This is a genomic window from Pseudomonas sp. BR20, from assembly GCF_050780135.1.
In the GTDB taxonomy this organism is placed as follows: domain Bacteria; phylum Pseudomonadota; class Gammaproteobacteria; order Pseudomonadales; family Pseudomonadaceae; genus Aquipseudomonas.
In genome coordinates this window covers 5,751,440-5,774,036 of sequence record NZ_CP172012.1, presented here as the reverse complement: position 1 = coordinate 5,774,036, position 22,597 = coordinate 5,751,440, and the positions used below count along the sequence as shown (strand labels likewise).

The following is a 22,597-nucleotide window of genomic DNA, read 5'->3' as shown; positions in this document are numbered from 1 at the left end:
AGCTCCACTGTGGCCAGGCAATACTTCTGAGCGTAAATAGGCCATTTCCTCGCAGTAAGTGCGAAAGATTTCCCGCTTTACGCAGGAATTCGCAAGAAAATTCACGTCTGGCCCTCGTATCATTCACCCCAGTAACCGCCGAGAGCCTTTAAATGAACCCAATAAAAACGTGGTGGGACATCAGCCCGCCCTTGAGCACGGCGACCCCGACCTGGCCGGGCGATACGCCGTTCCAGGAAGAGCGTGTGTGGCAGTTCGGCCCGGAGTGCCCGGTGAATGTCGGGCGCATTACCTTGTCGCCGCACACCGGCGCCCATGTGGATGCGCCGCTGCATTACAGCGCGGACGGTGCACCGATTGGCGAGGTGTCGCTGGACGTGTACATGGGCCCGTGCCGGGTGCTGCATTGCCTGGACAGCGGCGCGCTGGTACAGCCGCATCAGTTGGAAGGGCGTGTGGATAACTTGCCCGAGCGCGTGCTGTTGCGTACTTATCCACAAGCACCGCTGACCGAATGGGATTCGAACTTCACCGCCATCGCCCCGCAGACCATTGAACGGCTGGCCAGCCTGGGGGTGCGCCTGATCGGTATCGACACGCCCTCCCTGGACCCGCAACAGTCCAAGACCATGGATGCCCACAACGCCGTGGCGCGGCATGGCATGGCGATCCTCGAAGGCATCGTGCTCGACGACGTACCGGAGGGCGACTACGAACTGATCGCCCTGCCGCTGCGTTTCGCCAACCTGGACGCCAGCCCGGTCCGTGCCATTCTCCGTCCGCTCAAGGAGCCCTCGCGATGAGCCAATGTCCTTTCTCTGCCGACTACCAGCCACCGGAAGAATGGCATAACGCCGAACTGAATTTTTCCGAGTCCATGAGCTATGGCGACTACCTGGACTTGGGCAAAGTCCTCAGCGCCCAGCATCCGCTGTCGCCGGACCACAACGAAATGCTCTTCATCATCCAGCACCAGACCTCCGAGCTGTGGATGAAACTGATGCTCCACGAACTCAAGGCCGCCCGCGAACACGTGCGCCTGGGCGAATTGCCGCCGGCGTTCAAGATGCTGGCGCGGGTCTCGCGGATCTTCGATCAACTGGTGCACGCCTGGGCCGTGCTGGCGACCATGACGCCGTCGGAATACAAGGCGATTCGCCCGTTCCTGGGGCAGTCGTCCGGGTTCCAGTCGTTCCAGTACCGCGAGATCGAATTTATCCTCGGCAACAAGAGCGCGGCGCTGCTGCGGCCCCATGCCCATCGGCCTGAGTTGTTGCAGGCGTTGCAGGTCGCGATTGCCACGCCGTCGCTGTATGACGAAGCGGTGAACCTGATGGCCAAGGCGGGCCTGGCGATTGACCCCAAGCGCGCCGAGCGCGACCCGACGGCGGCGACCGTTCACGATGAGTCGGTGGAGGCGGCGTGGCGCGAGGTGTATCGCGACCCGAGCCGGTATTGGGACTTGTACCAGTTGGCCGAGAAGTTTATCGACCTGGAGGATTCGTTCCGCCAATGGCGCTTCCGGCATGTGACCACGGTGGAGCGGATTATCGGCTTCCAACCCGGCACCGGCGGCACCGAGGGCGTGGGTTACCTGCGCAAGATGCTCGACACCGTGCTGTTCCCCGAGCTGTGGCGAGTGCGCTCCACGCTGTAAACGCAATCAAATGTGGGAGGGGGCTTGCCCCCGATGGCGGAGGGTCAGTGGACACATAAGTGACTGACACACTGCTATCGGGGGGCAAGCCCCCTCCCACATGGATATTACTGCGCAGCGGCGACCGCTTTCGTCTTACTCACTCGCAACCGGTAGGCCACATAGATAATCCCCACCCAAACCGGCATCGCATACACCGACTCGCGAATGCCCGGGATCGCCAGCATCACGCTGATGATCATCAGCATGAACGCCAGGCACAGGTAGTTGCTGAACGGGAACCAGAAGGTCTTGAACGACGGCGTCACGCCTTGCTCGCCCATGGCTTTGCGGAACTTGATATGGGTGATGCTGATCAGCGCCCAGTTGATCATCAGCGAGGCAACCACCAGCGCAAACAGCAACTCCAGCGCACTCTTCGGCGCCACGTAGTTGACCACCACGCACAGCATCGTCACCAACGCCGAGATCGCCAGGGCCCGCAGTGGTACGCCTTGCTTGTTGAGCTTCATCAGCGCTTTTGGCGCATCACCTTGCTCGGCCAGGCCGAACAGCATGCGGCTGTTGCAGTACACGCCGCTGTTGTACACCGACAGTGCCGCGGTCAGCACCACGAAGTTGAGGATGTGCGCGGCGGTGTCGTTGCCGATCAGCGAGAAGATCTGCACAAACGGGCTGCCGCTGTAGGCATCGCCCGACGCGTCGAGGGTTTGCAGGAGTTGATCCCAGGGGTACAGCGACAGCAGCACGGTCAATGCGCCGACGTAGAAAATCAGGATCCGGTACACCACCTGGTTGATCGCTTTCGGAATCACCTTGCGTGGCTCGCTGGCCTCCGCAGCGGTGATACCTACCAGCTCCAGGCCGCCGAACGAGAACATGATGAAGGCCATGGACATCAACAGCCCCATGCCGCCATTCGGGAAGAACCCGCCGTGGCTCCACAGGTTGCTGATGGACGCTTGCGGGCCGCCGGTGCCGCTGAACAGCAGGTAGCAGCCGAGCACGATCATGCCGACAATCGCCACCACCTTGATGATCGCAAACCAGAACTCGGTCTCACCAAAGAATTTAACGTTCAGGGTGTTGATCAGGTTCACCGCGACAAAGAACACCAGTGCGCTGACCCAGGTCGGGATCTCCGGCCACCAGAACTGGATGTACTTGCCCACGGCGGTCAGCTCGGCCATGCCCACCAGCACGTAGAGTACCCAGTAATTCCAGCCGGCCAGGAAGCCCGCGTAACCGCCCCAGTATTTGTGGGCGAAGTGGCTGAACGAGCCGGCCACCGGTTCTTCGACGATCATCTCGCCGAGCTGGCGCATGATCAGGAACGCGATGAAACCGGCAATCGCGTAGCCCAGGATCATCGACGGCCCTGCCGACTTGAGTACCCCGGCCGAACCGAGGAACAGCCCCGTGCCAATCGCCCCGCCCAAGGCGATCAACTGAATATGCCGGTTCTTCAGGCCACGCTTGAGGCCTACCGGGTTAACCATGTCATCCGCCATTAACGTTCCCTTCTACTTGTTTTTCTCGGGGTAGAACCCCTCAGAAGTGCTGAGGCGTCAGATATTACTCTGCGTAAACTTTTCGTAATACAGCTGAACGCCATCAAGTGCCTGATCCGCCAGCCATTGTTGGATGGATTCGACCATCGGAGGGGGGCCGCACACGTACATATCCGCCAATCCGTCGCGCAATTCGGCCAGGTCGAAATGGTCGGTGAGGTAGCCGCGCTTGCCGGGCCACTCGGGCGACGGTGCGCTCAGCACTTCGGTGTAGCGAAAACCGGGGATTTTTGAGGCGTATTGATGGATACGCTGCGCTTCGCATAAATCCTCAGCCCCGCGCACGCCGTAATACAGGTGCACCGGCTGCTCGCAGCCCGTGGCGGCCAGTTCATCGAGCATGCCGAGCAAGGCTGACAATCCGGTGCCGCCGGCCACCAGCACCAACGGTTTGCTGACATGACGCAGGTAGAACGCACCCAGCGGCGCCTCGATCAGCAACGCATCGCCGACGTGGCAACGGTCACGCAGGTAGTTGCTCATCACCCCATCCGGCAGGAGGCGGATCAGAAACTGCAGCTGATTGCCCGGCAGGTTGGCGAAAGAGTAGGAGCGCCAACCGTCCGTGCCGGGCACCGAGATTCGCGCATATTGGCCCGGTAGAAAATCCAGCGACGCGTCCAACCGCACCGTCAAGATCGCCGTACTGGCCGACACCTGCTGCACCTCGCTCACCGTGCCGCGCACCTGCACCGGCCCCGGCGCATTGCACAGGCTTGAATCAAAGTCGAAGTAGAACGCCGCGTCGGACTTCACTCGGGTCTGGCAACTGAGCATCTTGCGCTGTTGCAGGTCGAGGCTGGAGAGGGCTTCCTCGTCCACATAGTCCTGGGTGTAATCCCCCGACTCGCACCGGCCCTGGCAGGTGCCGCACACGCCTTCGCGGCAATCCAGGGGGATCTTGATGCCATTGCGCAGTGCCGCATCCAACAGGATTTCATTCGCGCCCACCGGGAAAAACAGCGTCTTGCCGTCGGCAAAACTGAAGGCCACTTTGTGATTCATGTAGGGGCTCCGCATATTGATGACGTGCGCACAACCTGTGGCAAGCCCGCTCGCCACAAAGGCGTGTTCATAGGTGATAGAAATCCAGCACCGAATTGATGGTGTCGTTAAGCAGCAGCGCATGCTTGCGGGTGATCAGCCAGCTGTCGCCATGGGGCTTGAGGCGATAGGTGGCATGTCCGTAGAACTGCTCCGACGTCGCCAGCCGATAGAACAGCGTGTGCCAGTTCAACCGGACCTCCAACGTGCCATCCGCCCGCTCGGCGATGCGCACGTTGTTGATCAGGTGCAAGGTGCGCGGCATCGGTGTGGCAGACGCCGCTTTGCCGGTGCGCAGGCGGAACACGCGGTCTTCCAGGCCCGAACGGTTGGCGTAATAGATTAGTGACATCTCACGCTTGGGGTCGCGGGTGTAGACGTGCTCCGAGTCCCATTGCGGCAGGTGAAATTCGCTCTGCGGGTCGAACAACTGCACATAGGCGTCCCAGTCCTGGGCGTCGCACAGCTCGGATTTACGGTAGAAAAACTGCTCGATCCGGTACTGCAATGGCGCATTCATCATTTCACCTCCCGCAGTTTCAGCGCTTGTTGATCCAGGCCCTGGAGCAGGAACTGCTGCCAGTTGCGGTGCTGGTTGACGTACAGGCCTTCATGGGTGAACTCGGTGCCGGTCATGGCCGGTTGGATGCCGATGGCCTCGCTGTTCGGCGTTGGCCCGGTTTCCCAGCGATGGCTGCCGCGTGAGATATCGCTCCAGCGTTCCAGGCGGCCTTGGAAACCACGCTGGGCTTCGCGAAACTCCACGAGGTCGTCCGGCGTGCCCATGCCCGAGACGTTGAAGAAGTCCTCGAACTGGCGAATACGGTTTTCGCGGTCGGCGTCGGATTCGCCTTTCACCCCCAGGCACTGGCTGATGATCTCGGTCTTGTTCCACGCCACCGGGCGGATGATGCGCAACTGCGAGCTGATCTGGTCGAGGAAGAACAGGCTCGGATAGATGTTCAGGTTGCGCAGGCGGTGCATCATCCACTCGGCCTTCTGCTGGCCGTGCTCTTGCACCAGGCGCGGCATGATGGTGGCGTAGCCGGAACGCACGCTGGGGTTGGGCATGTCGCTGAACAACACGCTGTGGCCATTGTTGAAGGCGAACCAACCGTCATCGGTGTTGGCGTCGCCGGCGCCGAGCTTGCTGTAGTCCAGGGTGCTGGCGGACCCGGTGCCGTTCTCGGTATTCACCTGCTGGCGATGCTGCACCGTGGCCACGTAGTTGTAGTGCACGGTGCTGACGTGATACCCGTCCAGGCCATTTTCGTTTTGCAGTTTCCAGTTGCCGTCGTAGGTGTAGGCAGACTTGCCCGGCAGCACCTCCAACTCACCGGTGGCAGACTGCGCGACCATCATGTCGAAGAACACTTTGGCGTCGCCGAGGAAGTCTTCCAGGCTGTCACGGCCGTTCACATCCAGGCTGATGAAGACAAAGCCCTTGTAGCTGTCGATGCGCGCCTTTTTCAGGCCGCGTGTCGCCTTGTCGAAACCTTCCGGATATTCCCCCGGCGCCTTGACCTTCACCAGCCGGCCATCGCTCTTGTAGCACCAGGCGTGGAACGGGCAGGTGAAGGTCGACTGGTTGCCCTTGCCGACCCGGGTGAGGGTGGTGCCGCGATGCTGGCAGGCGTTGACCAGCGCATTGAGCCGGCCCTCGCCATCGCGGGTGATGATCATCGGCTGGCGCCCGGCACGCATCGTCACGAAGTCGTGATGATTGGCCAGTTCGCTTTCGTGGCAGGCGTAGATCCAGTTCTTCTCGAAGATCAGCTCCATCTCCAGGTCGAACAGCTCGGGCTCGGTAAACATGTCGCGGGCGATCCGGAACACTGCGTCTGCCGGACGAAAATCCAGGCAGCTTTCGATAAAGCTTTTCCATTGCTCGACGCTTCTTGCACCACTCATGGGAGGCACCTTTTGATCATGGCTAAAAACAGGTGAGCCATTAAGAGGCTGCGACAAGGTGGCGGGCTATCCACTTAATGGGGGAAGGTGGGCCGCAAAGTTGGGCAGCAAATACCCACGGCGGTGCGGGGCGGTGACGCGACGCGCTACCGTCTGGCGAGGCAAGGGGCGTCAACACCTGCGGTTTATCCACATAGTTGGCGGTTGCTATCCACCCGGTTGCAATCGGGCCGGCGTGGCGTAGAACTTGCTGTGGAACCACAACGACGCGCCGCCAGAGCGCGCAACAGCCTAACCGCCGTGGGTGCACCCTGATGAGTAGCCAGACACGCGATATTCATATTCAACGCTTCGACCTCGAAGGCGCCCGCAGCTGGATGTCCGGCATTTGCGGGCCGCACCGCCTGGCGACGAGCACGCCCGAGCGCCTGCGTTTTCATCACAGTGCCAACGTGTTCAAGTCCCGCGCCACCACCCTGGGGGTGATCGAATACGGCACCGACGTGACCATCGATATCGAAGACGCCGAGCACTTCAGCAGCTACAGCGTGAGCCTGCCGCTGGTGGGCGAACAGGCGTTGAGCAAGAACGGTGAGTGCCTGGGTTCCAACCGCGATCAGGGCGTGATCATCGCGCCCAACGAGCACCAGGTGCTGGCGATTTCCGGTGACTGCCGCAAGTTGCAGGTGGTGATCACGCGGGCGGCGATGAGCGAATCGCTGGAAGGCTTGCTGCAACGGCCTATCGAAGCGCCGCTGCAATTTGAACCGGTGATGGATGCGGTGGAGGGCGCTTCGGCGTCGTGGTGGCGCATGGCGCGTTATTTCATCGCCGAGCTGGAAGGCAGCAGTGAGTTGTATGAGCAGGCGGCGTTTACCCGTGACCTGGAAAGCTCGCTGATCAAGGGCCTGATCCTCGCCCAGCCGAACAACTACTCGGAAGAACTGCGCGCCGTACTGGGGGTGAAACTGCCCCATTACCTGATCCGTGCGCGCCAATACATTCACGCCAACGCCCGCGAGGCGCTGCACCTCGAAGACCTGGAAGCCGCCGCCGGCGTGTCGCGGTTCAAGCTGTTCGATGCGTTTCGCAAGTACTTCGCCCTGTCGCCCATGGCCTACCTGAAGAAGCATCGGCTGAATGCAGTGCGCCAGGAAATCCTTGAGCACGGTTCAATCCGCACCATCTCCGAGATCGCCCTGGGCTGGGGCTTTACCCACCTGGGGCGGTTCTCGGCGGAGTATCGAAAACTGTTCGATGAGTCACCCAGCCAGACGTTGCAGCGCAAGCGTATGCGCAGTACTTGAGCCTGATGAAGATCAACATGTGGGAGGGTTTCAGATCAGTTCTTCAACCAACTGCAAGCAATGACCAAGCCCTGGCGACTGATCATTCACCCGTCGGCTCAGAATAATCGGCGAGGTCGCCGTCGCTTCTACAACCGGCGTGTAGCCAATATCCGCGCGATGCAGCACCTGCACCGATGCCGGCACCAGCGTCACGCCCATGCCCGCACCGACCAGGCCGATGGCGGTCTGCAGTTCGTTGGTCCACTGCGCCACCTTGAGGCTCAGGCCGTGGGCGTCGAACAGCGCGATCACATGGTCGGCATAGCTGGGGCGCGGGTTGCCGGGGTAGAGCACAAACGGCTCGGCGGCCAGTTGGGCGAGGGTCGCGGGGGCGGCCAACAAGGGGTGGCCGGCGGGCAGCACGGCGACCAACCGATCCTCCACCAGCACGCGCTGGACGATGGCCGGGTCGTCGATACGAATGCGCCCGAAACCCACATCGATACGCCCGGCCTTGAGCGCCTCGACCTGCTGCAAGGTGGTCATTTCCGACAACCCCAACTCCAGCTCCAACGCCTCATGGTTGCGCAGCCGCCGAATCAATTCCGGCAGCACGCCATACAAGGTCGACGGGGCAAACCCGATGCCCAGCCAGGTCTTCTCGCCCTGGCCGATGCGTCGCGTGTTGTCGCAGACTTTGTTCAACTGTTCGAGCAATACATTGGCGTGTTCATAGAAAAACCGCCCGGCCTCGGTCAGCCGCAGCGGTCGGCCACGCTCCAGCAGAATCACACCCAATTCCTCTTCCAATTGCTGGATCTGCCGGCTCAACGGCGGCTGGGCGATGTGCAGGCGTTCGGCGGCACGGGTGAAGTTGAGGGTCTGCCCCAACACCTGGAAGTAGCGCAGATGACGCAGTTCCATAACGGCTCCTTTCATACCTTTAGGGTATTGCTTGAGACTAATTCTATATTGGAGGCCAGGAAAAATGCGGCACAGAATCGACGTAAATCTATAAAGAACCCAACGGGTATTGCCATGCCGATTTGCGCCATCGAGTCGATCGAGACCATTATCGTCGACCTTCCCACCCTTCGCCCGCACAAACTGGCGATGCACACCATGCAAAACCAGACCCTGGTGATCATCCGCGTGCGCTGCGCCGACGGCATCGAAGGCATCGGTGAATCCACCACCATCGGTGGCCTGAGCTACGGTAACGAGAGCCCCGACAGCATCAAGGTCAACATCGACCGTCACTTCGCGCCACTGCTGATCGGCCTGGACGCCAGCAATATCAACGCGGCCATGTTGCGCCTGGAGCGCAGCATTCGCGGCAACACTTTTGCCAAATCCGGTATCGAAAGCGCCTTGCTCGACGCCCACGGCAAGCGCCTGAACCTGCCCGTCAGCGAACTGCTCGGTGGGCGTGTGCGCGATGCGTTGCCGGTGGCCTGGACCCTTGCCAGCGGCAATACCGCCCAGGACATTGCCGAGGCCGAAAAGATGCTCGACCTGCGCCGCCACCGCATCTTCAAGTTGAAGATCGGTGCCGGTGAAGTTGGCCATGACCTGGCCCATGTCATCGCGATCAAAAAGGCCCTGGGCGAGCGTGCCAGCGTGCGCGTCGACGTCAACCAGGCCTGGGACGAGGCCGTGGCCCTGCGTGCGTGCAAGGTGCTCGGCGACAACGGCATCGACCTGATCGAGCAGCCGATCTCGCGCAATAACCGTGGGGGCATGGCCCGGCTCAACCTGTCGAGCCCGGCGCCGATCATGGCTGACGAATCCATCGAGTGTGTCGAAGATGCCTTCAACCTGGCCCGCGAAGGCGCGGCCTCGGTGTTCGCCCTGAAGATCGCCAAGAACGGCGGACCCCGCGCGGTATTGCGCACCGCTGCGATTGCCGAGGCAGCCGGTATCGGCCTGTACGGCGGCACGATGCTGGAAGGGGGGATCGGCACCCTGGCGTCGGCGCATGCCTTCCTTACGCTGGACAAACTGGCGTGGGGCACCGAGTTGTTCGGCCCGCTGTTGCTGACCGAAGACATCCTTACCGAGCCGCCGCTGTACCGCGACTTCCAGCTGCATGTCTCCCATTTGCCGGGCCTGGGCCTGGCCATCGATGAAGAGCGTCTGGCGTTCTTCCGTCGTGACAAACACTAAGAGGCGCCGCCATGTTGTTCCACGTAAAAATGACCGTGAACCTGCCCGTCGACATGAACCCCGAGCGCGCCGCCAGCCTCAAGGCCGACGAAAAAGCCCTGGCTCGACGTTTACAAGAGCAAGGCAAATGGCGCCACTTGTGGCGCATCGCCGGGCTCTACGCCAACTACAGCGTGTTCGACGTCGACAGTGTGCAAGAACTGCATGACCTGCTGATGCAACTGCCGCTTTACCCCTACATGGCCATCGAAGTGAACGCCTTGTGCCGGCACCCTTCGTCGATTCATGCGGACGACCGCTAGGCCGGTTTTCACCCTGATAACTACAAGATGAGGAATGCACCATGTCCATCCGACTGTCCCAGACTGCCCATGCCCAACAGTTTCTCGAAGAAGCCAGCGGCAACCTCACTGACGGCGGCAACCCGCGCACCAAGGCGCTGATCTACCGGATCCTGCGCGATACGGTAAACATTATCGAAGACCTGGAAGTGACCCCGGAAGAGTTCTGGAAGGCGGTCAACTACCTCAATGAATTGGGCAAGAACCAGGAGGCCGGACTGCTCGCCGCCGGGCTCGGCCTGGAGCATTACCTGGACATGCTGATGGACGCCGCCGATGAGGAAGCCGGCAAATCCGGCGGTACCCCGCGCACCATCGAAGGCCCGCTGTATGTGGCCGGCGCGCCGCTGTCGAAGTACGAGGCGCGGCTGGACGATGGCAAGGACGAGGCGGTGCCGCTGTTTATGCGCGGGCAAGTGCGCGACACCGAGGGCAAGCCGTTGACGGGGGCGATTGTCGATGTGTGGCAGGCCAATACCGGTGGCACCTATTCGTGGTTCGACCCGACGCAGTCCGAATTCAATCTGCGCCGCCGCATCGAGACCGACGCCCAGGGCAACTACCGCTTTCGCAGCATCGTGCCCTCGGGATACGGCTGCCCGCCGACCGGGCCGACCCAGCAGTTGCTCGATCAACTGGGGCGTCACGGCCAGCGGCCGGCGCATATCCACTTCTTCATCTCGGCGCCGGGGTATCGGCACCTGACCACGCAGATCAACCTGTCGGATGACCCGTACCTGCATGATGATTTTGCCTACGCGACGCGGGATGAGTTGATTGCCGAGATTCGCTTCAGCGACGATCCGCAACTGGCGCGGGAGTTTGGCGTGGAAGGGCGGTTTGCGCAGATTGATTTTGACTTTGAGTTGCAGACCGCGGCAGCGCCGGTAGAGCAAAAACGCATGCAGCGGGTTCGTGCGCTGGAGGATTGATCAACACGGTCAAAAATGTGGGAGGGGGCAAGTCGAATCGTCGCACCGCCCCTCCCACATTCGAGCGATGGTGCTGCTCCTATTTGCGTACAACCAGATCAAGCACCTCATCCCGATCCTTGATCTTCTGCAACACAATCTCCGAGCGGATATCCATCACCCCCGCCGTGCGGTTCAGGTGGTTCACGATAAAGTCCGAAAAGTGCTTGAGGTTGCGCGCCTGCACGCGCAGTACATAGTTGCTGGCGCCGGTGATCACGTAGGCGCTGGCCACTTCCGGCCAGCCCTGCACCTTCTTGATAAACGTCTCATGCCAATCCTCCACATCCTGGCGCAATGACAGGTGGACGATGGCCTCCAGTTCAATTCCCAGTTGCTCGGCATTCAACACCGCGCGGTAGCCGCTGATAATCCCTTCGCTTTCCAGCAGGCGTAAACGGCGCAGGCAGGCAGAGGGCGATAACGCGACTTTTTCCGCCAGTTCCTGGTTGCTGATACGGCCATCCTGTTGCAGGAAATGCAGGATGCGAAGGTCGGTGGCGTCGAGAATCATGATTAGAATAAATCCGCGTATTTTCGGTTATTAGTCGAATTTCCTACAGCTTAATTAGCCTGTTACCCACCACTTTGCACGAAAATTCTCTAAATCTTCGTTCATTATTTGCTGCATCCTCACTTATAAAAAACAGGACAGCCCATGACCCCTCGCAGCCATTGCCAAGCCCTTGACACCCAGGACCCGCTGGCGCCGCTACGTCACCAGTTCGCCTTGCCCCGGGACGTTATCTACCTGGACGGCAACTCCCTCGGCGCGCGTCCAGTGGCGGCGCTGGAGCGGGCGCAGGCGGTCATCGTGCAAGAGTGGGGCAATGGCTTGATCCGCAGTTGGAACAGCGCCGGCTGGGCCGACTTGTCCCAGCGCCTGGGCAACCGCCTGGCACCGCTGATTGGTGCGCGCGACGGTGAGGTGGTGATTACCGACACCACCTCGATCAACCTGTTCAAGGTACTCAGTGCCGCCTTGAGCGTGCAGCGTCGACGGGAGCCTGCGCGCAAGGTGATCGTCAGCGAAGCGAGCAACTTCCCCACCGATTTGTACATCGCCCAGGGCCTTGCCGAGTTGCTGCAACAGGGCTATTCCCTGCGCCTGGTCAACAGCCCGGATGAACTGCCCGAGGCCATCGACGGGGATGTGGCGGTGGTGATGCTTACCCACGTCAACTACAAGACCGGCTACATGTACGACATGCAGGCGCTCACTGCCTTGAGCCATGAATGCGGCGCGCTGAGCATCTGGGACCTGGCGCATTCGGCGGGCGCGGTGCCGATCGACCTGCATGGGGCCGGTGCAGACTATGCGATTGGCTGCACCTACAAATACCTCAATGGCGGCCCGGGCTCCCAGGCGTTCGTATGGGTCAGCCCGACTCTGGTGGACCTGGTGCACCAGCCGCTGTCGGGCTGGTTCGGGCATACCCGGCAGTTCGCCATGGAATCCAGCTACGCGCCGAGCGCCGGCATCGCCCGCTACCTGTGCGGCACCCAGCCGATCACTTCGCTGGCGATGGTGGAATGCGGCCTGGAGATTTTTGAACAGACCGACATGGCCAGCCTGCGCAGCAAGTCCCTGGCGTTGACCGACCTGTTTATCGAGCTGGTTGAAAGCCGCTGTGCCGCCCATGACCTCGTGTTGATCACGCCGCGTGAACACGTCCGGCGTGGCAGCCATGTGAGCTTCGAACACCCTGAGGGATATGCGGTGATCCAGGCCCTGATCGCCCGGGGTGTGATCGGTGATTACCGCGAGCCGCGCATCATGCGCTTTGGGTTTACGCCGCTGTACACGAGCTTTACCGAGGTGTGGGATGCGGTGGAAATCCTCGGTGAGATTCTCGATAACAACACTTGGGACCAGCCGCAATTCAAGGTTCGCCAGAGCGTCACCTGAAGATAATGCAGATCAAAATGTGGGAGGGGGCTTGCCCCCGATAACAGTGTGTCAGTCGCCGGATTTGCAGGTTGATACACCGCCATCGGGGGCAAGCCCCCTCCCACAGGGGACCTGTGACAACCGTTAGATAGTGCAACCACAATAATAAAGGGGCACACCACGTGACCACGCCAGACAACGGCTTTGCCGAGATCACCCACCGCGAACTGGGCCTGAGGCGCCAGCTCACTTCCGGCCAGATGAGCATGATCGCTATCGGTGGCGCCATCGGCACCGGGCTGTTCATGGGCAGCGCCTATGCCATCGGCTATGCCGGGCCCAGCGTGCTGGTGAGCTACGCGATCGGCGCGTTGATTACCTTGTTGCTGATGGGCTGCCTGGCGGAGATGACGGTGGCCCACTCCACCTCGGGGTCTTTTGGCGCCTATGCCGAGTTCTACATCAGCCCGCTGGCCGGGTTCCTGGTGCGTTATGCCTACTGGGCGGCGATTGTGCTGGCGGTGGGCGCCGAGGTCACGGCGGTGGCGATGTACATGAAGTACTGGTTCGCCAACGTGCCGGAGTGGGTGTGGATCGTATCGTTTTCCAGCGTGCTCATCCTGCTCAACGCCATCAGCGTCAAGACGTTCGGCCACTTCGAATACTGGTTTTCGACGATCAAGATCAGCGCCATCGTCGGCTTCATCATCCTTGCGGTGTACGTGGTGTTCGGCTCCGGCAACCCGGACTATGGCGTGCAGCACTACACGGCCCACGATGGCTTCTTCCCCCATGGCCTGAGCGGCATGTGGATAGCGGTGATCGTGTCGATCTTCAGCTACTTGAGCGTCGAGATGATCGCCGTGGCCGCCGGTGAAGCGGCGGACCCGGAGCAGGCCGTGAAGAAAGCCTTTCGCGCGACCATCGTGCGGCTGGTGGTGTTTTACCTGCTGACCCTGGCGCTGATGCTCGCCATCGTGCCGTGGAACCAGGCCGGCCAGACCCAGAGCCCGTTCGTCACGGTGATGCAGACCATCGGCATTCCCGGCGCCACCGGGGTGATGAATTTCGTGATCCTGATCGCGGCGTTGTCGGCGATGAACAGCCAGCTCTACATCACCACGCGCATGATGTTCAGCCTGTCCCGCGCCGGCTTTGCGCCCAAGTCCATGGGCGCGTTGAGCAAGAGCGGCATTCCGCTGAATGCCTTGCTGTTGTCCAGCTCGGGCATCGCCCTGGCGACGCTGTTGAACGTGGTGTACCCGCAAAGCTCGTTCACCCTGATGATGGCGATCTCGATGTTTGGGGCGATCTTCACCTGGTTCATGATCTTCCTCACGCACCTGTTCTTCCGGCGCTATCGCCAGCGTCATGGCGGCGCGAAGCTGTCGTTCCAGTTGCGCCTGTTTCCCTACAGCACGTTACTGGGCCTGGTACTGATGGGGGCGGTGATGATTACCACGTACTTCACCGAGGCGTTCAAGATGACCCTGGTGTTTGGCGTGCCGTTCCTGCTGATCCTGTCGGCGGTGTATTACGGGTTTTTCCGCAAGGGTAGGGCCAAGGCGTCGAACAAGGCCCTGGCGTAACCCGGCAAGTGTTCGAACGAGCGCGCGCATAACAGCAGCGTTCGCCGAGCCCACTCTTCCTGCAACGGTTGGGCGGTGAAGGGGTGTGGCGCTGGCCAGCGCGCCAACGCCGCCTGGGGCACGATGCCCAGGCCGGCGCCGCGCGCGACCATGCGCATCAGCCCGTCAAAACCCTCGGCGCGGATGCGCGTCTGCACACGAAAGCCCGCGTGCAGTGCCTGTTCTTCCAGGTACACCGAGAGTGCGCTGGCGGCGCCCAAGCCCACGAAGTCGAATTGCAGGCTGTCGACAAAACTCACCTTGCCGCCTGCCAGGGGATGGTCGCGCGGCATGATCAGCACCAGTGGGTCGTCGCGAAACGGCAGGGTCTGCAAGCCGTGGGTGTCCACGGCGTCGGAGATGATCCCCAGCTCCGCCGTACCCTGGCGCAAGGCCTGGGTAATGCGCAGGCTGGGCAATTCCTGCAGGTCGATATCGAGGTTGGGGTGTTCGCGCAGAAAGTCCGCGAGCAGTTCCGGCAGGTATTCGCTGAGTGCGGTGGTGTTGCACAGCAGGCGCACCTGGCCTTTGACGCCGCTGGCGTATTCCGCGAGGTCCTGTTGCAGGTGATCGGCTTGTTGCAACAACAGGCGAGCGTGACGGGCCAAGGCCTTTCCCGCCGGAGTGGGGGTGACGCCTCGACGCCCTCGGTCGAGAAACTCGATGCCCAACGAGGCTTCCATCGCCCGGATGCGTGCGCTGGCGGCGGCCAGGGATAAATGGCTGCGGGCCGCGCCGGCGGTGATATTGCCGGTGTCGAGGATGTGCAGGTAGAGGCGCAGGTCGATCAGGTCAAAGTGCATGGCTGGTTGCTCGGGTGACTGGACTGGCATCGTCAGCCTCACGCAAAACAAGAGGCTGCCTCAGTATATGGTGAATTTTAGAACCCATCGAAAAGTCGCACACTCGGCCCATGAATACCTTCCTCGCGTTTTACCAGAACCTCGGCCCCGCCCTTACCTTGCTGGTGATCGGCACCTTTCTATTGGCCGGTACGGTCAAGGGCGTCATCGGCCTGGGCCTGCCCACCGTAGCCATGGGCATGCTCGGCCTGGCTATGCTGCCGGCGCAGGCTGCGGCGTTGCTGATCATTCCTTCGACGGTCACCAACCTGTGGCAATTGGCATTCGGCGGGCACCTGAGTGCTTTGCTCAAGCGGCTATGGCCGATGTTGTTGCTGATTTTCCTCGGCACCGGGCTGGGCACGTTGTGGCTGGGGATGGACGGCGGGCAATGGGTGGTGCGCGCACTGGGCGCGGCGTTGCTGGTGTATGCACTGAGCGGACTGTTCCTGCCCACGTTCAAGGTCAAGGCCCAAACCGAGCGCTGGCTTGGCCCGTTGTGCGGGCTGATCACCGGCATCATCACTTCGGCCACCGGTGTGTTTGTGATTCCGGCCGTGCCGTACCTGCAGGCGCTGGGTTTGAACCGCGATCAACTGGTGCAGGCGTTGGGGCTGTCGTTCACCGTGTCGACCCTGGCGCTGGCCGCCGGTTTGGCCTGGCGCGGCACGTTGGGCGGTGGCGAAATCAATGCATCGTTGCTGGCGCTGGTGCCGGCGCTGCTGGGCATGTGGCTAGGTCAGGTGGTGCGCCAGCGCATCAGTGCGGTGCTGTTCAAGCGGGTGTTTTTTATCGGCATGGCACTGCTGGGCGGGCATCTGCTGATCAGTGGTTGAGGGCGCAGCGGTGTAAGCTGCTGTGAACCGATAACGAGGACCGCCCGTGAAAGCCCGATCCGATGAGCTACAGATCTTCGTCAGCGTGATTGAGTGCGGCTCAATTTCCGCGGCGGCGGAGCAGGTCGGGCAGACGCCGTCGGCGGTCAGTCGCACCCTGTCGCGCCTGGAAGCCAAGCTTGAAACCACACTGATCAACCGCACCACGCGGCGCATGGACCTGACCGAGGAGGGCAAGTACTTCTTCGAGCAGGCCAAGCTGATCCTGGCGCAGATGGACGCGCTGGAAGAGCGCCTGTCGTCACGCCAGAAAAACCCCGCCGGGCGGCTGCGCATCAATGCCGCCGTGCCGTTCATGCTGCATGGGATCGTGCCCTATATCGCAGAATTTCGCCGTTTGTACCCGCAGATCCAGCTGGAGTTGAACAGCGATGACCTGATCATCGACCTGCTGGAGCAGAGCACCGATATTGCGATTCGCATCGGTGCCCTGGCCGACTCCACCCTGCATGCGCGCTCCCTCGGCTGGTCGCCGCTGCATATCCTCGCCAGCCCCGACTACCTCAAGCAGTACGGCACGCCGACGACGGTCGCCGAGTTGGCTGACCACACCTTGCTGGGCTTTACCCAGACCGAAACCCTCAACCATTGGCCGCTGCGCCATGTGGAAGGCGACCGCTGGCTGATCCAGCCCAGCGTGGCCGCGTCCAGTGGTGAAACCCTGCGCCAGCTGGCGTTGGAAGGGCAGGGCATTTGCTGCCTGTCGAACTTCATGACTGTCGAAGACATCAATGCCGGACGCCTGGTGCCGGTTCTGGAGGCGTTCAACAGCGGGTATCGCCAACCGATCCACGCGGTGTTCTACCGCAACTCGCAATTGGCGCTGCGCATCCAGTGCTTCCTGGACTTTATCCAGGCCAAGCTGGCGCGGTATGCCTGCTGATTCGTGACCGTCACGCAAGAGTGAATTGGGCGGTACGGGCTTATTCGTCAGGGATGAGTCCGTAACAATGGACCCATCACTTACCCCGTCAGGAGCACTCTCCATGAACGTATTCATTACCGGCGCAGCCGGTTTTATCGGCGGTTCCATCGCCACTGGCCTGGTCAAGGCCGGTCACACGGTTACCGGCCTGGTACGCAGCGCCGAGCAAGCCGCTGAAATGACCGCCCTGGGCATCAACCCGGTGATCGGCACCCTCGATGATGCCGCTGTGTTGACCGAGCAAGCGCAGAAAGCCGATGCGGTGATCAATGCCGCGAGCAGCGACCATCGTGCCGCGGTTGAAACCCTGCTGGCCGCGCTGAAAGGCTCGAACAAGCCATTCCTGCACACCAGCGGCTCAAGCATCGTGGGTGATGCCTCGGGCGGTAAGGCCAGCGATGTCATCTACTTCGAAGACAGCCTGCCGGAGCCGACCGTCGACAAGGCGGCCCGCGTGGCCATCGACAACCTGGTCCTGGCAGCGGCCAAAGACGGGGTGAATTCGGCGGTGATCTGCAACACCCTGATCTACGGCCACAGCCTTGGCGTGAAGCGCGACAGCGTGCAACTGCCGCGCTTGCTCAAGCAGGCACGCAAGAGCGGTGTGGTGCGCCATGTCGGCACCGGGCAGAACATCTGGTCCAACGTGCACATTGACGACGTGGTGGCGCTGTACCTGCTGGCACTGACCAGGAACGTGCCGGGCACTTTCTACTTTGTGGAAAGCGGCGAGGCCTCGTTTATCGACATGACCACGGCTATCGCCCACGCCCTGAACCTGGGCCAGCCACAGGATTGGCCATTGGCCGAGGCTGAAGCCGAGTGGGGCTATGAAATGGCCAACTATGGCCTGGGCTCCAACAGCCGCGTGCGTGGCAAGCATGCCCGCGAGTTGCTGGGCTGGGTGCCGAAGCGTACGTCGGTGGTGGAGTGGATTCGCGACGAGATGGTGTGATGTTCGCTTGAAACCCAGGTGCTGCTATCGGGAGCAAGCCCCCTCCCACATTTGACTGAGTTCCAACGCTGGAATGCAGTCAAGTGTGGGAGGGGCGGTGGGACGATTCGACTTGCCCCCGATTGGGGCCACTCGATCTTTCAGACTGGCCCCACCGGGCTCAATTCCGTACCATTCCCCGCCTTATCCCCCGCAATGCCCTGGTACCTCATGAACCTCACCCGTCTGCGCGCCGATGCCTTGGCCGGCCTCACCACGTCCTTTGCGCTGCTGCCCGAATGCATCGCCTTTGCCCTGGTGGCTCACCTTAACCCGCTGATGGGGCTCTACGGCGCCTTTATCATTTGCACCCTTACCGCCTTGTTCGGCGGCCGGCCCGGCATGGTGTCCGGGGCGGCAGGCTCGATGGCGGTGGTGATCGTCGCGCTGGTGGTGCAGCACGGCGTGGAATACCTGCTCTCCACGGTGCTGCTGGGCGGGCTGATCATGGTCGCGTTCGGCGTGTTGCGCCTGGGCAAGCTGGTGCGCATGGTGCCGCACCCGGTGATGCTGGGGTTCGTCAACGGCCTGGCGATCATCATTGCCCTGGCCCAGTTGGAGCATTTCAAGAGCGGTGAAAACTGGCTCAGCGGTACGCCGTTGTACGTGATGACCGGCCTGGTGCTGGTGACCATGGCCATCGTCTACCTGCTGCCGCGCATCACCCGTGCGGTGCCGCCGGCCCTGGTGGCGATCCTTGGCGTGGGCCTGGCCGTGTACCTGCTCGACCTGCCGACCCGTACCCTCGGCGACATGGCCCACATCGCCGGCGGCCTGCCGACCTTCGCGCTGCCGCAGATCCCCTGGACCCTGGAAACCCTCGGCATCATCGCCCCCTATGCATTCCTGATGGCCATGGTCGGCCTGCTGGAAACCCTGCTGACCCTGAACCTCACCGACGAAATCACCGAGACCCGTGGCTACCCCGACCGCGAAAGCGTGGCCTTGGGCGCGGCGAATATGCTCTCGGGCCTGTTCGGCGGCATGGGCGGTTGCGCAATGATCGGGCAAACCGTGATCAACCTCAGCTCCGGCGGGCGCGGGCGTTTCTCCGGGGTGTTCGCCGGGGTGATGATCCTGCTGTTTATTTTGTTTCTGTCACCGCTGATCGAGCGGATCCCGCTGGCGGCGCTGGTCGGGGTGATGTTTGTGGTGTCGCAGCAGACCTTCGCCTGGGCGTCCCTGCGGGTGATCAACAAGGTGCCGCTCAATGATGTGCTGGTGATTATCGCGGTGACCGTGATCACGGTGTTCACCGACCTGGCCACCGCCGTGCTGTGCGGCATCGTGATCGCAGCACTGAACTTTGCCTGGCAACAGGCCCGTGAGCTGTATGCCGATGAGCATCTGGAAGCGGATGGCAGCAAGCTCTATCGCCTGCACGGCACCTTGTTCTTTGCCTCGACTACGCCGTTCCTGAACCAGTTCGATCCGGCCAACGACCCCGCCCAGGTGACGTTGGATTGCCGTCACCTGAGCTTTGTCGACTACTCGGCGATTGCCGCGCTGATGACCCTGCGCGAGCGCTACAGCAAGGCTGGCAAGCATCTGCGGGTGCTGCATTTGTCTGAGCGCTGCAAGCAGTTGCTCAAGCGTGCCAAGGTTCACCACGACTGATTTTTACGGCCCGACCAGGTCTTCCAATTCCTGGGCGCGGGTCTGCGTCATGTCCAGCACGCAGCCGGTGCCGTTGACCTGGTCGATGGTGCCGCCGGTGGCGGAGCCGGCGAAGGCGCAATTGGCGTCACGGTATTTGATCCACAGGCGCTGCAGGTCCTGCAGTTGCTGTTTGCGAGTGCCTTCCTGGGCGGCGAGGGCGGTTTTGTAGGCTTTGTTCAAGCGCGCGTCTTGCCCCTTGGTTTCCTTGACGTTGCAACTGACCATGTCGGCAGTGGTATTGGCGCCGTCCATGCATTTTTTCAGCGCCGGGTTGTCGGCGGCAGCGGCAGTGCCGCACACGGCGAGAAGCAGGGCGCCGGTGGCGAGTGTCGTACGAATCATGCTCGATTTTCCTGGCATCAGTGGGTGTGCATTCTATGACTCAAGGGTGTTCGTCGAGTTTCCAGCCTTCTCTGATCTTGATGTAAGAACATCCCTCGAATTTTCATACACGGCCCTTGGGCTTATCCCAACGCGACAGCGCTTATCCGTAAGCGAAAGTTACTTTCATACAGTTTGAAAATACGCCTCGGTAATGATTTATGAGTTTCACAACCCATTCGACGTGACCCTTTCCGAGGAGTACCGCATGGCCGCATCACCGGGCTTCGGGCTGTTGGCATACGCTGCCATCGCCATCATTGCTTTGATCGTGCTGATCGCACGTTACCGGCTCAACCCGTTTATCGTCATCACCCTGGTGTCCATCGGCCTGGCGCTGATGGCCGGGATGCCGGCAGACACCATCATGGGTTCCTACGAGGCCGGCGTCGGCAAAACCCTGGGGCATATCGCCCTGGTGGTGGCGCTGGGCACCATGCTCGGCAAGATGATGGCCGAGTCCGGTGGCGCCGAGCAGGTGGCGCGTACGCTGATCAACCGTTTCGGCGAACGGAATGCCCATTGGGCCATGGTGTGCATCGCGTTCCTGGTGGGGCTGCCGCTGTTTTTCGAAGTGGGCTTTGTGCTGCTGGTGCCGATCGCCTTTACCGTGGCGCGGCGCGTGGGGGTGTCGATCCTGATGGTCGGCCTGCCGATGGTCGCCGGCCTGTCGGTGGTGCATGCGTTGGTGCCGCCACACCCGGCGGCGATGATGGCCGTGCTGGCGTATAACGCGTCGGTGGGGCAGACCGTGCTTTATGCGATCCTCATCGGTATTCCGACGGCGATCATTGCCGGCCCGCTGTACGCCAAATTCATCGTGCCGCGTATTCACCTGCCGGCGGAAAATCCGCTGGAACGCCAGTTTATCGAGCGTGAACCTCGCGAGCGTTTGCCGAGCTTTACACTGACCATGGGCACTATCCTGTTGCCGGTGGTGCTGATGATGATCGGTGGCTGGGCCAACGTGATTTCCACACCGGGTACGGGCTTCAACCAGTTCCTGCTGTTTATCGGTAACTCGGTGATCGCGCTGCTGGTGGCGACCCTGGTGAGTTTCTGGACCCTGGGCCTGGCGCAGGGCTTCAACCGTGAGTCGATCCTCAAGTTCACCAATGAATGCCTGGCGCCGACCGCGAGCATCACCTTGCTGGTGGGCGCGGGTGGCGGTTTGAACCGGATATTGGTGGACGCTGGCGTTACCAACGAAATTCTAGGCCTGGCGCATGCCTTCCACCTGTCACCGCTGGTGATGGGCTGGCTATTCGCTGCGTTGATGCGGATTGCGACGGGCTCAGCCACGGTGGCCATGACCACGGCTTCGGGCGTGGTGGCCCCGGTCGCCCTGGGCCTGGGTTATCCACACCCGGAATTGCTGGTGCTGGCCACTGGCGCGGGTTCGGTGATCTTTTCCCACGTTAACGACGGCGGCTTCTGGCTGATCAAGGAATACTTCAATATGACGGTGATCCAGACCTTCAAGACCTGGACCGTATTGGAGACGCTGATCTCTGTGGTTGCCTTCGGTCTGACGTACGGTCTGTCCTGTATTTTGTAACCCGGAGCCTCCATGGACATCCTCTACCAGATCCGCGCCCGCCAGGATTCCTTCAGCGCCGGCGAAGGGCGTATCGCCAGGCTGATGCTGGAGGATGTGGGCTTTGCCGCCTCGGCCAGTCTGGAAGAGCTGTCCCAACGGGCCGAGGTCAGTACCGCCACCTTGTCGCGCTTTGCCCGCAGTGTCGGTTGCCGGGACTTGCGCGATCTGCGCCTGCAACTGGCCCAGGCCAGCGGCGTCGGCAGCCGCTTCCTGGACCCGGCGGGGTTGCCTGAACAGTCGGCGTTTCATCGGCAGATTCTCGGCGACATCGAAGCGACGTTGCGCCAGCACTTGTCCGGTTTCAACCAGGCCAGTTTTGTCGATGCGGTCAACCTGCTGGGTAAGGCGCGGATGATCCACGCGTTTGGCATGGGCGGGCCATCGAGCTTGTGCAGCGATGAATTGCAGGTGCGCCTGGTACGCCTGGGCTATCCGATTGCCGCCAGCCACGACCCGGTGATGATGCGCGTCACGGCTGCAACCCTGGGGCCGGAACACGCACTGATCGTCTGCTCGCTCACCGGCCTCACCCCCGAGTTGCTCGATGTGGTGGCGCTGGCACGCAACTACGACGCACGCATCGTCGCCATCACTCTGGCCGACTCACCCCTGGCGCAGTTGGCGGATGTGCTGCTGCCGCTGCAACCGGCGGAAACCAGTTTTATCTACAAACCCACGGCGGCGCGTTACGGCATGCTGCTGGCCATCGACCTGCTCGCCACCGAACTGGCCCTGGCCCTGCCCGACGACAACCAGGAACGCCTGCGCCGGATCAAGCTGGCCCTCGACGATTATCGCGGCGGCCCTGACAGCCTGCCGCTTGGAGATTGA

Annotated in this window: 22 protein-coding genes; 14 read left to right on the top strand and 8 right to left on the bottom strand. The window is 61.7% G+C overall.

Features of this window, described 5'->3' with window-relative positions; all coding sequences use genetic code 11:
• Positions 1-152 precede the first annotated feature (152 nt).
• Positions 153-803 (top strand): arylformamidase, encoded by a 651-nt coding sequence (gene kynB / locus ACHPFG_RS26675; protein ID WP_167656697.1) that lies wholly within the window; start codon positions 153-155, stop codon positions 801-803.
• Positions 800-1,657, top strand: a complete 858-nt coding sequence (kynA, locus tag ACHPFG_RS26670; protein WP_131700226.1) for a tryptophan 2,3-dioxygenase — start codon at positions 800-802, stop codon at positions 1,655-1,657. The genes kynB and kynA overlap by 4 nt, the downstream gene beginning before the upstream one ends.
• A gap of 107 nt (positions 1,658-1,764) precedes the next feature.
• On the opposite strand, the gene ACHPFG_RS26665 is transcribed toward kynA, so the two are convergent.
• The 4 genes from ACHPFG_RS26665 to antA all read right to left on the bottom strand — a co-directional run bounded on the left by ACHPFG_RS26665 (position 1,765) and on the right by antA (position 6,183).
• Positions 1,765-3,168: an amino acid permease gene (locus tag ACHPFG_RS26665; RefSeq protein ID WP_431700874.1), complete on the bottom strand. Its 1,404-nt coding sequence runs from the start codon at positions 3,166-3,168 to the stop codon at positions 1,765-1,767.
• A 57-nt stretch (positions 3,169-3,225) separates the two neighbouring features.
• Positions 3,226-4,233, bottom strand: coding sequence for an anthranilate 1,2-dioxygenase electron transfer component AntC (gene antC / locus ACHPFG_RS26660; RefSeq protein ID WP_145338521.1), 1,008 nt, complete (start codon positions 4,231-4,233; stop codon positions 3,226-3,228).
• A gap of 67 nt (positions 4,234-4,300) precedes the next feature.
• Complete coding sequence (gene antB / locus ACHPFG_RS26655) at positions 4,301-4,792, bottom strand: anthranilate 1,2-dioxygenase small subunit (protein ID WP_431700872.1); 492 nt, start codon at positions 4,790-4,792, stop codon at positions 4,301-4,303.
• Positions 4,792-6,183 carry an anthranilate 1,2-dioxygenase large subunit gene (antA, locus tag ACHPFG_RS26650; RefSeq protein WP_131700229.1) on the bottom strand — a complete coding sequence of 464 codons (1,392 nt, stop codon included), beginning with the start codon at positions 6,181-6,183 and terminating at the stop codon, positions 4,792-4,794. Before antA ends, antB begins: the two co-directional genes overlap by 1 nt.
• Positions 6,184-6,497: 314 nt before the next feature.
• On the opposite strand from antA, the gene ACHPFG_RS26645 reads away from it, so the two are divergent.
• The gene (locus tag ACHPFG_RS26645; protein ID WP_431700871.1) at positions 6,498-7,490 is read left to right on the top strand and encodes a helix-turn-helix domain-containing protein; all 993 of its coding nucleotides are present in this window, start codon (positions 6,498-6,500) and stop codon (positions 7,488-7,490) included.
• A gap of 30 nt (positions 7,491-7,520) precedes the next feature.
• On the opposite strand, the gene ACHPFG_RS26640 is transcribed toward ACHPFG_RS26645, so the two are convergent.
• A complete protein-coding gene (locus ACHPFG_RS26640; RefSeq protein WP_431700870.1) occupies positions 7,521-8,396 on the bottom strand; it encodes a LysR family transcriptional regulator in 876 nt (291 codons plus the stop codon).
• 114 nt (positions 8,397-8,510) lie between these two features.
• On the opposite strand from ACHPFG_RS26640, the gene ACHPFG_RS26635 reads away from it, so the two are divergent.
• From ACHPFG_RS26635 to catA, 3 genes are read left to right on the top strand one after another with little or no spacing between them, the layout of a single operon-like run.
• Positions 8,511-9,638, top strand: coding sequence for a muconate cycloisomerase family protein (locus tag ACHPFG_RS26635; RefSeq protein WP_431700869.1), 1,128 nt, complete (start codon positions 8,511-8,513; stop codon positions 9,636-9,638).
• Positions 9,639-9,649: 11 nt separating this feature from the next.
• A complete protein-coding gene (catC, locus tag ACHPFG_RS26630; RefSeq protein WP_131700233.1) occupies positions 9,650-9,940 on the top strand; it encodes a muconolactone Delta-isomerase in 291 nt (96 codons plus the stop codon).
• Between the two features lie 41 nt (positions 9,941-9,981).
• Complete coding sequence (gene catA / locus ACHPFG_RS26625; RefSeq protein WP_431700868.1) at positions 9,982-10,911, top strand: catechol 1,2-dioxygenase; 930 nt, start codon at positions 9,982-9,984, stop codon at positions 10,909-10,911.
• Positions 10,912-10,990: 79 nt separating this feature from the next.
• On the opposite strand, the gene ACHPFG_RS26620 is transcribed toward catA, so the two are convergent.
• On the bottom strand, positions 10,991-11,464 hold the full coding sequence (locus tag ACHPFG_RS26620; protein ID WP_431700866.1) for an Lrp/AsnC family transcriptional regulator: 474 nt from the start codon (positions 11,462-11,464) through the stop codon (positions 10,991-10,993).
• A gap of 144 nt (positions 11,465-11,608) precedes the next feature.
• Here ACHPFG_RS26620 and kynU point away from each other — a divergent pair, with 144 nt between their 5' ends.
• Both kynU and ACHPFG_RS26610 read left to right on the top strand, forming a co-directional pair.
• A complete protein-coding gene (kynU, locus tag ACHPFG_RS26615; protein WP_431700865.1) occupies positions 11,609-12,859 on the top strand; it encodes a kynureninase in 1,251 nt (416 codons plus the stop codon).
• A 164-nt stretch (positions 12,860-13,023) separates the two neighbouring features.
• Positions 13,024-14,430 (top strand): amino acid permease, encoded by a 1,407-nt coding sequence (locus ACHPFG_RS26610; protein ID WP_431700864.1) that lies wholly within the window; start codon positions 13,024-13,026, stop codon positions 14,428-14,430.
• On the opposite strand, the gene ACHPFG_RS26605 is transcribed toward ACHPFG_RS26610, so the two are convergent.
• Positions 14,376-15,272: a LysR substrate-binding domain-containing protein gene (locus ACHPFG_RS26605; protein ID WP_431703526.1), complete on the bottom strand. Its 897-nt coding sequence runs from the start codon at positions 15,270-15,272 to the stop codon at positions 14,376-14,378. The genes ACHPFG_RS26610 and ACHPFG_RS26605 overlap by 55 nt on opposite strands.
• A gap of 110 nt (positions 15,273-15,382) precedes the next feature.
• Here ACHPFG_RS26605 and ACHPFG_RS26600 point away from each other — a divergent pair, with 110 nt between their 5' ends.
• The 4 genes from ACHPFG_RS26600 (at position 15,383) to ACHPFG_RS26585 (ending at position 19,743) form a co-directional block, all read left to right on the top strand.
• The gene (locus ACHPFG_RS26600; protein WP_145338517.1) at positions 15,383-16,147 is read left to right on the top strand and encodes a sulfite exporter TauE/SafE family protein; all 765 of its coding nucleotides are present in this window, start codon (positions 15,383-15,385) and stop codon (positions 16,145-16,147) included.
• Between the two features lie 46 nt (positions 16,148-16,193).
• Positions 16,194-17,090: a LysR substrate-binding domain-containing protein gene (locus ACHPFG_RS26595; protein ID WP_431700863.1), complete on the top strand. Its 897-nt coding sequence runs from the start codon at positions 16,194-16,196 to the stop codon at positions 17,088-17,090.
• A 103-nt stretch (positions 17,091-17,193) separates the two neighbouring features.
• Positions 17,194-18,087, top strand: coding sequence for an NAD-dependent epimerase/dehydratase family protein (locus ACHPFG_RS26590; RefSeq protein ID WP_431700862.1), 894 nt, complete (start codon positions 17,194-17,196; stop codon positions 18,085-18,087).
• Positions 18,088-18,297: 210 nt separating this feature from the next.
• Complete coding sequence (locus ACHPFG_RS26585; protein ID WP_431700860.1) at positions 18,298-19,743, top strand: SulP family inorganic anion transporter; 1,446 nt, start codon at positions 18,298-18,300, stop codon at positions 19,741-19,743.
• 3 nt (positions 19,744-19,746) lie between these two features.
• Here the strand turns inward: ACHPFG_RS26585 and ACHPFG_RS26580 are convergent, their stop codons facing one another.
• A complete protein-coding gene (locus ACHPFG_RS26580) occupies positions 19,747-20,127 on the bottom strand; it encodes a lysozyme inhibitor LprI family protein (protein WP_431700859.1) in 381 nt (126 codons plus the stop codon).
• Between the two features lie 247 nt (positions 20,128-20,374).
• Between ACHPFG_RS26580 and ACHPFG_RS26575 the strand changes: the two genes are divergently transcribed.
• Entirely contained in the window at positions 20,375-21,724 is a 1,350-nt protein-coding gene (locus ACHPFG_RS26575) for a gluconate:H+ symporter (RefSeq protein WP_431700858.1), read from the top strand.
• A 12-nt stretch (positions 21,725-21,736) separates the two neighbouring features.
• Complete coding sequence (locus ACHPFG_RS26570) at positions 21,737-22,597, top strand: MurR/RpiR family transcriptional regulator (RefSeq protein WP_065925967.1); 861 nt, start codon at positions 21,737-21,739, stop codon at positions 22,595-22,597.